Consider the following 11,043-nt stretch of genomic DNA (forward strand, 5'->3'; position numbering starts at 1 on the left):
AATTTTAATTGCCTCCAGCTTTAGCTGGGGGATAAATAAAACAAAACCAAAAGGCTTTAGCCAAAACTTTAAAAGTTCGGCTAAAGCCTTTTGTGTATTTCATAAAATAAACCTCCAGTTAAAACTGGAGGCAATTCATTTTTTAATGATTGGAAAATAGATTCCAATTTTCCGTAGAGACGCACAGCAGTGCGTCTACGTCTCGTATATCAAATATTGGGGTTACGTTGCGTTAGACGCACTGCTGTGCGTCTCTACAGAAAATAGGGACGTATAAATCAATTCAAAAATTATCTAATTTTCAAATTGACACATTATCTAATTGACCAACATCGATTTTACATCACTCAACTTCCCATCAACCTGATCAATCTGCAATCCTAAAATATGGGCAATTAGCGGATAAACTGAAACGTTTTGAAATGTTGGAACTATTTTGTCTACTTTAAAAGCTGGTCCTTTTGCATAAAAAATGGCATGCATATCTTTCTCGTCATTGTCATATCCATGTGTACCGCCATTTATGTGAGTACTTTCTTTACCAACTAAACTCCATCCTTTATCTGCTTCAATAACGAAATCATGAACACGCGGATTTGTTCCATAATGTAATCTCTTCGGAACTTCTGTTGATTTCCAAAATTTGATATGCGGTACTTTTTTTAAAGTTTTTGCGATTGAATCCTGAAAACCTGGTTTTGCCTGAAGACTCATAATTGGATTAATTACGTCTTTGTAACCCAGCCATTCCGGTTTTAAATAATCCAGAACAGCAACTTTTTTATCATTGCTGATATCAGCCATTCCGTGATCTGAAACAATAATTAAATTGATTTGTTTTCCGATGGTTAATTGATCTAATTTTTTAGACAATTCACCCATAATAGAATCCATTTTAATGACCATTTTTTTGTTTTCAGGAGAAAGCGGACCAAAATTATGTCCCGTATGATCTGGTTCATCAAAATATAAAGTCACTAAATGCGGACGTTGTTTCTCTGGAAGCTGTAACCATTTTAAAACGGTATCGATTCTTGCTCCATACGGAATTTTATTATCGTAATTTTTAAAATAACTAGGATTTCTTTTGTCAATATCAGAACCTGGCCAGAAGAATGATGCCGCTTTTACACCTTGCTGCTCAGCCACATTCCAAATAGGATTTCCGCCATAAAAGCGAGAATCATTTTTTGCTTTGGATGATAATGAAAACGATTCATTTAGTGATGCATCATAAAAAACATTATTAATAATTCCGTGATGATCCGGATAAAGTCCCGTTACAATAGAATAATGATTGGGGAAAGTTTTACTTGGATAAGAAGGTTTCATTGATTTTGCATGAACGCCTTCTTTTGCAATCTGCTTTAAATTTTGAAGATTAAATTGTTTTTGATAATCCCAGCGAAATCCATCCATAGAAACTAAAACTACATAAGTGTCTTTATTAGATTGGGCTTGTAAAATAAAAGAAAGTGAAAGAAAGATTAAAGACAGGAGAGCAGTTAAATACTTTTTCATTATTCAGAATTATTGAGTTGTAAAGTTATCAATAACCGCTTTTATCAGCAAAAACAGAATGTTAAACAATCATAAAATAAAAAAAGTTTGCCACGAATTACACGAATTTCCACGAATTATTTTTTTTAGCCACAGATTAAAAGGATTAAAAAAGATTATAATCCGTGAGAATCTTTTTAATCTGTGGCAAACTTTTTTTACATAAATAATTCGTGGCAAAAGAAAATCCTTTTAATCAGTGAAATCTGTGGCAAAAAAAACGCCAGATGAATATCTGGCGTTTAAGTTTTAAGAAAAGAACGATTACATCATTCCTGGCATACCGCCGCCCATTGGCATTCCGCCTCCGGCACTTTCTTCTTTAATATCAATTAATGCACATTCTGTAGTTAAGATCATTCCAGAAACAGATGCAGCATTTTCAAGAGCCACACGAGTTACTTTTTTAGGATCGATAATTCCAGCTTTAAGCATATCTACATATTCGTCAGTTTTAGCGTTGTATCCAAAATCACCTGAACCTTCACCTACTTTTGCTACAACTACAGAACCTTCAAGACCAGCATTTTCTACAATTGTTCTTAATGGAGATTCAACTGCACGAGAAACAATCTGGATTCCAGTTGCTTCGTCAGCATTATCAGCGTTAAGTTTAGCTAAAACAGCTTTTGCTCTTAATAAAGCAACGCCGCCACCAGCAACAATTCCTTCTTCAACAGCAGCACGAGTTGCGTGTAATGCATCATCAACTCTGTCTTTTTTCTCTTTCATTTCAACTTCAGAAGCTGCACCAACATAAAGAACAGCAACACCGCCAGCTAATTTAGCCAAACGTTCTTGTAATTTTTCTTTATCATAATCAGATGTTGTAGTTTCCATCTGACCTTTAATTTGGTTTACTCTGTTTTTGATGATATCTGCTTCACCAGCACCGCTTACGATAGTTGTATTGTCTTTATCGATAGAAACTCTTTTTGCGTTTCCTAACATTTCGATAGTTGTATTTTCAAGAGTATATCCTCTTTCTTCAGAAATTACAGTTCCACCAGTTAAGATTGCGATATCTTCTAACATTGCTTTTCTTCTGTCTCCAAAACCAGGAGCTTTTACAGCAGCAATTTTAAGAGCACCTCTTAATTTGTTCACTACAAGAGTTGAAAGAGCTTCTCCGTCAACATCTTCAGCAATAATCAATAATGGTTTTCCGGATTGTGCTACTGGCTCTAAAACCGGTAATAATTCTTTTAAAGAAGATACTTTTTTGTCGTATAATAAAATGTATGGAGAGTCTAATTCAACTTCCATTTTCTCTGGGTTTGTTACAAAGTATGGAGAAAGATATCCTCTGTCAAACTGCATTCCTTCAACAACGTCAACAAAAGTATCAGTTCCTTTAGCTTCTTCAACAGTAATAACTCCTTCTTTTCCAACTTTAGCGAAAGCCGCAGCAATCAATTCACCAATAACTTCGTCGTTATTTGCAGAGATAGAAGCAATTTGTTTGATTTTGTCAGAATCACTTCCAACAACTTTAGCTTGTTTTGCTAAGTCAGCAACGATAGCTTCAACTGCTTTATCGATTCCGCGTTTCAAATCCATTGGATTTGCACCGGCAGCAACGTTTTTAAGACCTTCTTTTACGATTGCCTGAGCTAAAACTGTAGCAGTTGTAGTTCCGTCACCCGCTAAATCATTGGTTTTAGAAGCAACTTCTTTAACCATTTGAGCGCCCATATTTTCTAATGGGTCTTTTAATTCGATTTCTTTTGCAACCGAAACACCATCTTTAGTAACCGTTGGTCCACCAAATGATTTTCCAATAATTACATTACGACCTTTTGGTCCAAGCGTTACTTTTACAGCATTTGCTAATGCATCAACACCACGTTTTAATCCGTCACGTGCTTCAATATCAAATTTTATATCTTTTGCCATTTTTTATTTTTGCTTTAGGCAGTAGGCTTTAGGCTTTAAGCCTTTCTACTGCGGGGTTAATATTTTTTTAATTGCTTTAAGCTTTAGGCAATACGCTTTAAGCTTTTTGTTGGAGCTTAAAGCTTACGGCTTACAGCCTATTGCTTAACTAGTACTTGTTTTAATTTGTAAATTTTGCTTTTTATACTGTTGATTTTTTCTATTTGGCTTTCAGCAATCTCATTGTTGAAATACTGTAGGTCTTTAGCTAAAATCAATAGATATTCTGTTTCACTGGCAGAACCCAAAGCTATGTTGAGAAATTGATTGAATTCTTTGTCGCTGTTTCTTCCACAACCTTCACTAATGTTAGTTGGAATTGATGAAGAAGCTCTTCTTATCTGACTTGTTAATCCATAAAGTTCTTCTTTTGGAAAAATAGAAGTTATTTTATAAATCTCTAAGGTAAAAGAATGGCTTAGCTGCCAAATATCATACTTCTTAAAATCTCTCATTCTTTTTTGGCTTTATGCTTTAGTCAATAGGCTTTAAGCTTTTGTTGGAGCCTATAGCTTACGGCTTAAAGCTTACAGCAAATTTAGATTATCGCTAAGATGTCATCCTCACGCATGATCAAATAATCAGTTCCTTCTAATTTTAATTCTGTTCCGGCATATTTACCGTACAAAACTGTATCACCAACTTTTACAGTCATAGTATGATCTTTAGATCCGTTTCCAACTGCTACTACAGTACCTTTTTGTGGTTTTTCTTTGGCAGTATCTGGAATAAAAATACCTGAAGCAGTTTTAGTCTCAGCTGCAACAGGTTCAATAAGTACGCGGTCTGAAAGCGGTTTAATGTTTAAAGCCATGATTTTATATTATATTAAGTTATACGTTTTTTAATGTTCTATAAACTTTCAGAAATTGTGCCATGCTCTGTAAACTGACATTATTTCCTAAAAAAAATGCCAGCTTTGACAGGCTGGCATTTTAATTTATATCAAAATTATTATTTTGCTGCAGGTGCTGCCGGAGCAGGAGTTTGTTGAGCTGGCGCAGCTGGTGTAGATGCAGGTGCTTCTGATTTTTCAATAATTTTAGATCCAGTATCGCCTAAAGCTCCAGTAAAGCTTAAGCTTGAAAGCAGGATCAAAGCAATCAAAATAGTAGCTAGTGTCCAAGTACTTTTATCTAAAAAGTCAGTTGTTTTTTGTACACCGCCTAACATTTGAGTTCCGCTGATAGTAGAAGATAATCCTCCTCCTTTAGGGTTTTGTACCATAATTACTACGATCAATAGAAAGCAAACTATTGTGATTAAAACTAAGAAAATTGAAAATGTGCTCATTGTATTAAATGTTATTGTTATTTTGTTGTAAAATCTTTATATCCGAAATGCGGTCTGCAAAGAAACTAATTTTTTCTGGATATTTCAAAATTAATATTTCATATGCCTGTATGGCCTTTGTATATTTTTTTTGTTCCAAATATACTCGGGCTAAAGTCTCTGTCATTAGGTATGAATTCTCTTCTTCATTAATATTAAATTGAATAAGGGGAGTAGCCATTGTTGGTTTTATAGGAGAAATTTTTGGATTTGCTTCAATAAAACGGTCAATTATTTCGGCTTTTTTCTTCTTTTCTTCCTCAACAGAAACTATTTCAGTCGTTTCAATTGTTTTTTTTTCATCGTTTTCTATATCTTTTGGAGCTTCTGCAGTTCTGTCAATAGGTTCTGCTCTGGACAATTGCAGCCATTCCTGAAAAGAATGTTTTTCACGTACAAAATCTATCGGTTTTCCTATTTCTAAATTTTCCTGCGCTTCTTTTACAGATTCAGAAACTTCAATTTTTGGAACTTCAATTTCTAATGGTTCTGCTTCAGCTTTTGGTTCTTCAGTAATTACTGGTTCTTCAAAAGAAACTGTCGATGCTTCTTTAATAGAAACTATAATTGATTCTTCAATTGGATCAGCATGTACTTCCGGAATTTCATCATCTTCTACTATTTCATCAAAGAAAGTTATTCTTGTAACAGTTTTTTCGATAATAAGATCGGTTGTTTTTTCTTCAACTTCTGCCACTTCCTTAAAAGTATTTAGTATTTCTTCTTCGCTGGGAGTCAGGATAGTTTCGACTGTTTCAGTTTCAATTATTTTTTCTTCTGTTTCTGTTACTTCTCTAAAAGTATTTAGTATTTCTTCTTCGCTTGGGGTAAGAACAGATTCATTAACAATTGCTTCAACTGTTATATCTTCAATTTCTGCTGTGACATTAAGAGGACTTTCTGTTTTTTCTTCTTCAAAAGCTGAGATTGGCTTCTCTATTATAAACGCGGGTTCAATTATTTTTTCTTCAGCTTCAGTTACTTCTTTAAAAGAGTTTAATATTTCTTCTTCATTAATAATTGCAATTGTCTGCTCATTAACTAAATTTTCAATTGCTTCTTCACCTGTTACTTCTTTAAAAGTGCTTAGTATTTCTTCTTCCGTAGGAATTACAATTGATGGCTCTGCGGTATATTCAATTGTTTGTTCCTGAATTTTTACAGGTCCTTCAAAAGTTTTGGATTCAATTTCTTCTATTTTGGCTAATAGCGATTCTTCAATAAATAGTTCAGCTGCTTTTTGTTCAATTTTAGACGGCTCTTCAAAAACAACAGTTGTAGCTTCTTTGATCGATTTTAAAATAGATTGTTCGATTGGATCAATTCGAATTTCTGGAATTTTTATAACAGGTTCAAATGAAACAATTTCGCTGTCAAATACTTTAATCTCTAAAAGTTCTTTTAGTTTTTGATCGTAAAAATCATTCTGAATAGAAGTAAAAGTTTCAGAAGTTATAAAATCAAACAAAACCGAACGATCTGCTGTATGTGCCGCCGTTACTTTTAAAGCATAATTATACTTAAAGCTGTTTTGATTGTAAAGTCCTTTTAATCGAAGCGCTCTGGCACTTTGAAAATATGGGAATTCATTCAAAACACTTCCTAATGCTTCTGCCTGATTTTCTGTAATAGCATCAGGTTTGTTCATTAAGTATGTATAATCAGTAACGTTCATTATTAATTGTTTAATCGTTTTTTTGTTTATTCGTTTAACCGTTTATTTGTTTAATTGCATTTCAAAATCGATTAAACGATTAACCGATTCAACAAATAAACATTTTACCATTTTGCCAGCGATTCATTAAATATATCCTGCGTGATTCTTTCGTAAATTGTTTTGATAGCAGAATTTAAAACAGATCCAGTTGGAAGATCCCTTCCTTCAAAATCATAGTAAAATTCAAAAGGTTTCTCAAAATCGTCAGTTTCTTTCTTTTTATTGGTAAACCTTACATTAATACGTATTGTTAAACGGTTTTGCGCCGCTTGCTGATCAGCTGTTGCCGTCATTGGCGTAATTCTGTAATCTACAATTTCTCCTTCATATATCAAATCTCCGCCATTACTAACCAAGTTTAAATTGGTTTGATTTTGGATTAAATCCTGCAATGCAAGTGTAAAATCTCTGTCAATTCCAGGTTCTATCAAATCAGCATTATTATGGAAAAAGTTAACCTGAAAAGTTTTAGCATCAATTTGCCCCGTTGAACCAGTAAAATTGTAAAACCCACAACCGCTAAAAGTTGCCGCAATTAAAAGAATTAGAAGATATTTTAAGTGTTTCATTTTATTTTATATGATTACTCCGTCAGTTTGCTAACGTTCGGGTCAAAGATATTCAATTCGTTTAAAACATTTTTGTGTTTTAACTTCTTTACAGGAAAAATTACAAATCGAATTGTTTAATTTTTCGGTACAAAGTCCTTTCAGAAATCCCTAATTCATCTGCTGCTGCTTTTCGTTTTCCTTTATTTTTTTCTAATGACTTTTTGATCATTTCGATTTCTTTTTGTTCTAAACGCAGAATTTCTTCCTCCTCAATAGTTTCGGCAAATAAATAATTATCATCCGGAATCTGCTGGTAGTTTTCTTCCCGAACGTTTGGTGTCATAACCGCAGTTCTTGGTTCTTCTTCAAAATCAATTTCGCTGTCATTTTCCTGCGATCCGTATATCTTCTGAATCAAATTCGGATTAATATCCTGCATTTTTGAAGTGCCGTTTTTCATCAATTCCAAAGTCAGCTTTTTCAAATCGTTTAAGTCACTTCTCATATCAAAAAGCACTTTGTACAGAATATCTCTTTCGGTACTAAAATCGCTGTCTTTTTTCGTATCACTTATTACAGATGGCAGATTACTTCCTTCTGACGGAAGATAAGAGGATAAAGTCGAAGCCGAAATATCGCGATTGGTTTCTAAAACCGAAATTTGTTCTGCCACATTTCGAAGCTGACGAATGTTTCCGTTCCATCTGAATTTTTGCAGTAATTGAACGGCATCGTCGTCTAGTTTTAATGGAGGCATTTTATATTTATGGGCAAAATCGGCCACAAATTTTCTAAACAATAAATGAATATCGTCATTTCGCTCACGCAAAGGCGGTAATGTAATTTCGACTGTTGTTAAACGATAATACAAATCTTCACGGAATTTCCCTTTTTCGATTGCATTAAACAAGTTTACGTTTGTTGCCGCTACAATACGAACATTGGTTTTTTGAACCTGAGACGAACCTACTTTTATAAATTCGCCATTTTCAAGAACACGCAGCAATCTAACCTGAGTTGTTAATGGCAGTTCACCAACTTCATCAAGAAAGATAGTTCCGCCGTCGGCTACTTCAAAATAACCTTCACGAGTACTTGTAGCTCCGGTAAAAGCTCCTTTTTCGTGTCCAAAAAGTTCACTGTCAATAGTTCCCTCCGGAATCGCTCCGCAGTTTACGGCAATATATTTACCATGCTTTCTGTGTGAAAGCGAATGTATAATTCTAGGGATATTTTCTTTACCAACACCACTTTCTCCGGTTACCATAACCGAAATATCAGTTGGAGCAACCTGAATGGCTTTTTCTATGGCACGATTTAATTTGGGGTCGTTACCAATAATCTCAAATCGTTGTTTTATTGCTTGAACTGTTTCCATTTGTGTTTTGTTTCAAGTTTTTATTAGTTTCAGGTTTCACGTTTAGCGTTTAACCTTAAAACTTTAGGCTTATATTTTATTTTGCCACAGATTAAAGGGATTAACACAGATTATTCTAAATTATAAAATATATCTTTTATATTGAAGAGATTTTGTTTGAAAATTTACAAGCAATCCTACTTCTGAATCTGATAGTTTTATGTAATTTAAAATCTGAGCAATATGTTCATTTGAAAATTCTTTTATTGCTTTTACCTCTAAAACAATATCTTCATTAATAATGAAATCAGCATAAAATTTATGAGGTAAAATTTTACCCTTGTATTCGATTGAGTATTCCTTTTCTCTTTCAAAAGGAATATTATTTTCTTTAAATTCTAATTCTAAAGCGTCTTTGTAAACTACTTCTAACAGACCCGGTCCAAGATTTCGGTGTACTTCCATACAAATTCCAATAATCTTGTAAGTGTCTTTTTCTCTATGATGCTGCATGAATATTTATTTTACCACAAATCTAAAAATAAATAAAGTAAGAAAATTAATTCAAAAAAATCATTTTAATCCTTTTAATCTGTGGCAAAAAAAAATTAATTCATGCTGCTTAATCCAACAGCTTCACCTTTTAGAGTTCCACTAGTACAGCTTGTAATTTTTACGTTTACAAAATCACCAATTTTATAATTTTCTTTCGGGAAAACAACCGTAATACTTTGAGAATTTCTTCCTGAAAATTCGTCTTTTGATTTTTTAGAAACTTTTTCTACTAAAACTTCAACTGTTTTTCCAACAAATTCTTCGCTTCTAAACCAGGCATGTTTTTGCTGTAAATCAACAATTTCCTGTAATCTTCTGGCTTTCGTTTCTTCTTCAACATCATCTTTCATTTTTCTTCCTGCCAAAGTTCCTGGGCGTTCAGAATACGAATACATATAACCGAAATTATATTTTACATATTCCATTAAACTCATCGTATCTCGGTGATCTTGCTCCGTTTCTGTTGGGAAACCGGCTATCATATCCTGCGAAATCGAAGCATCTGGAACAATCGCTCTGATTTTGTCAATCAAAGCCATATATTCTTCACGAGTGTGCAGACGATTCATTTCTTTTAAAATTCGGTTACTTCCAGACTGAACCGGTAAGTGAATGTGTTTACAAATATTTGGATATTTTGCAATAACATGCAGAATGCTTTCGTGCATATCCTGCGGATTTGAAGTCGAAAATCTGATGCGCATTTTAGGGAATCCAACAGCAACCATTTCCAACAATTGATCAAAATCAACTGCAGTCGCTTTTTGCATGTCTGAAGCGTTTACGAAATCCTTTTTCAAACCGCCGCCATACCAAAGGTAACTGTCAACATTTTGACCTAAAAGTGTAATTTCCTTAAAACCTTTGTTCCATAAATCCTGAATTTCGGTCATAATACTTTGAGGTTCACGACTACGCTCACGTCCACGTGTAAAAGGCACAACGCAAAACGTACACATATTATCGCAACCACGAGTTATGGAAACCAAAGCAGTAATTCCGTTACTCATTAAACGAACCGGTGAAATATCTCCGTAAGTTTCTTCTTTGGATAAAATTACATTAATGGCATCGCGGCCTTCTTCAACCTCTGCTAGTAAATTAGGAAGATCTTTGTAAGCATCGGGACCAACAACAAGGTCAACTATTTTTTCTTCTTCCAAAAACTGACTTTTCAAGCGCTCTGCCATACAACCCAAAACTCCTACTTTCATTTTAGGATTCGTACGTTTTACCGCATTGTATTTTTCAAGACGCTTGCGAATCGTTTGTTCTGCTTTATCACGAATTGAACACGTGTTAACCAAAACCAAATCAGCTTCTTCTAAAACCGAAGTGGTATTATATCCACCTTCAGACAAAATGGAAGCCACGACTTCACTGTCCGAAAAATTCATCGCACAACCGTAACTTTCTATAAATAGTTTTTTAGTATTCTCAGGTTTATTTTCTAAAACAAGACTTTCGCCCTGTTTACTTTCTTCAATAATCTTTTCCATTGTAAAATTTCAAAGTGCAAAGATAGCGTAAATACAGTCAATATGACAAGATGGCAGAGGAGAAATTTTAGATTTTAGGTTTTAGATTGCAGATTGATAGAAAGAAAATCGATTCGTGAAAAATCTAAAATCTAAAATCAGCAATCTAAAATATTCAAACAGCCACAGATTAAAAAGATTAAAATGATTCTTCAAGCTTTGTGAACTTTGCACTGAATTTTCAGCTCATAAAAAAACCTTGTGAACTTTGCGGTTAAAATTTAGATTTAGGGGAGAAGATTTTATATTGATAGAATCTAAAATCAGCAATCTAAAATATTCAAACAGCCACAGATTAAAAAGATTAAAATGATTCTTCAGGCTTTGTGAACTTTACATTAAATTTTCAGCTTACATTAAATCTTTGCGAACTCCTATGTTTGTCAAGTTAATTTACGATGAGTGATCGTTATGTTTAAATTTGCAATAATTAAGTGAAAAGGAATGAGAGTCCATTGGCGCCTAAATAGTTCAAGAAACATATTCTCGCAAAGAAAT

The 11,043-nt window shown here is 33.7% G+C and carries 10 protein-coding genes; all 10 read right to left on the reverse strand.

The window, feature by feature from the left end; translation table 11 throughout:
- Nucleotides 1-318: 318 nt before the first annotated feature.
- The 10 genes from LUU93_RS13575 to miaB all read right to left on the reverse strand — a co-directional run bounded on the left by LUU93_RS13575 (nucleotide 319) and on the right by miaB (nucleotide 10,506).
- The gene (locus tag LUU93_RS13575) at nucleotides 319-1,521 is read right to left on the reverse strand and encodes an alkaline phosphatase family protein (RefSeq protein ID WP_232681678.1); all 1,203 of its coding nucleotides are present in this window, start codon (nucleotides 1,519-1,521) and stop codon (nucleotides 319-321) included.
- A 303-nt stretch (nucleotides 1,522-1,824) separates the two neighbouring features.
- Nucleotides 1,825-3,456, reverse strand: a complete 1,632-nt coding sequence (gene groL / locus LUU93_RS13580; protein WP_232681680.1) for a chaperonin GroEL — start codon at nucleotides 3,454-3,456, stop codon at nucleotides 1,825-1,827.
- 137 nt (nucleotides 3,457-3,593) lie between these two features.
- On the reverse strand, nucleotides 3,594-3,950 hold the full coding sequence (locus LUU93_RS13585; protein ID WP_232681681.1) for a four helix bundle protein: 357 nt from the start codon (nucleotides 3,948-3,950) through the stop codon (nucleotides 3,594-3,596).
- 83 nt (nucleotides 3,951-4,033) lie between these two features.
- Nucleotides 4,034-4,309 (reverse strand): co-chaperone GroES, encoded by a 276-nt coding sequence (locus LUU93_RS13590; protein ID WP_012023920.1) that lies wholly within the window; start codon nucleotides 4,307-4,309, stop codon nucleotides 4,034-4,036.
- A 140-nt stretch (nucleotides 4,310-4,449) separates the two neighbouring features.
- Nucleotides 4,450-4,788, reverse strand: coding sequence for a preprotein translocase subunit SecG (gene secG / locus LUU93_RS13595; RefSeq protein ID WP_232681682.1), 339 nt, complete (start codon nucleotides 4,786-4,788; stop codon nucleotides 4,450-4,452).
- Between the two features lie 4 nt (nucleotides 4,789-4,792).
- A complete protein-coding gene (locus tag LUU93_RS13600) occupies nucleotides 4,793-6,502 on the reverse strand; it encodes a tetratricopeptide repeat protein (RefSeq protein ID WP_232681683.1) in 1,710 nt (569 codons plus the stop codon).
- Nucleotides 6,503-6,606: 104 nt separating this feature from the next.
- Entirely contained in the window at nucleotides 6,607-7,113 is a 507-nt protein-coding gene (locus LUU93_RS13605) for an LptE family protein (RefSeq protein ID WP_232681684.1), read from the reverse strand.
- Nucleotides 7,114-7,213: 100 nt separating this feature from the next.
- Nucleotides 7,214-8,473: a sigma-54 interaction domain-containing protein gene (locus tag LUU93_RS13610; protein ID WP_232681685.1), complete on the reverse strand. Its 1,260-nt coding sequence runs from the start codon at nucleotides 8,471-8,473 to the stop codon at nucleotides 7,214-7,216.
- A gap of 120 nt (nucleotides 8,474-8,593) precedes the next feature.
- Nucleotides 8,594-8,965 (reverse strand): GxxExxY protein, encoded by a 372-nt coding sequence (locus LUU93_RS13615; RefSeq protein WP_232681686.1) that lies wholly within the window; start codon nucleotides 8,963-8,965, stop codon nucleotides 8,594-8,596.
- A gap of 95 nt (nucleotides 8,966-9,060) precedes the next feature.
- Entirely contained in the window at nucleotides 9,061-10,506 is a 1,446-nt protein-coding gene (gene miaB, locus LUU93_RS13620; protein ID WP_232681687.1) for a tRNA (N6-isopentenyl adenosine(37)-C2)-methylthiotransferase MiaB, read from the reverse strand.
- Between the last annotated feature and the right edge of the window lie 537 nt (nucleotides 10,507-11,043).

This window comes from Flavobacterium soyae (assembly GCF_021245985.1).
Taxonomy (GTDB): Bacteria; Bacteroidota; Bacteroidia; order Flavobacteriales; family Flavobacteriaceae; genus Flavobacterium; species Flavobacterium soyae.

Excerpts from the sequence above, each read along its gene's own strand:
- LUU93_RS13575 (WP_232681678.1), bottom strand. The coding sequence starts at position 1,521 with ATGAAAAAGTATTTAACTGCTCTCCTGTCTTTAATCTTTCTTTCACTT.
- groL (WP_232681680.1), bottom strand. The coding sequence starts at position 3,456 with ATGGCAAAAGATATAAAATTTGATATTGAAGCACGTGACGGATTAAAA.
- LUU93_RS13585 (WP_232681681.1), bottom strand. The coding sequence starts at position 3,950 with ATGAGAGATTTTAAGAAGTATGATATTTGGCAGCTAAGCCATTCTTTT.
- LUU93_RS13590 (WP_012023920.1), bottom strand. The coding sequence starts at position 4,309 with ATGGCTTTAAACATTAAACCGCTTTCAGACCGCGTACTTATTGAACCT.
- secG (WP_232681682.1), bottom strand. The coding sequence starts at position 4,788 with ATGAGCACATTTTCAATTTTCTTAGTTTTAATCACAATAGTTTGCTTT.
- LUU93_RS13600 (WP_232681683.1), bottom strand. The coding sequence starts at position 6,502 with ATGAACGTTACTGATTATACATACTTAATGAACAAACCTGATGCTATT.
- LUU93_RS13605 (WP_232681684.1), bottom strand. The coding sequence starts at position 7,113 with ATGAAACACTTAAAATATCTTCTAATTCTTTTAATTGCGGCAACTTTT.
- LUU93_RS13610 (WP_232681685.1), bottom strand. The coding sequence starts at position 8,473 with ATGGAAACAGTTCAAGCAATAAAACAACGATTTGAGATTATTGGTAAC.
- LUU93_RS13615 (WP_232681686.1), bottom strand. The coding sequence starts at position 8,965 with ATGCAGCATCATAGAGAAAAAGACACTTACAAGATTATTGGAATTTGT.
- miaB (WP_232681687.1), bottom strand. The coding sequence starts at position 10,506 with ATGGAAAAGATTATTGAAGAAAGTAAACAGGGCGAAAGTCTTGTTTTA.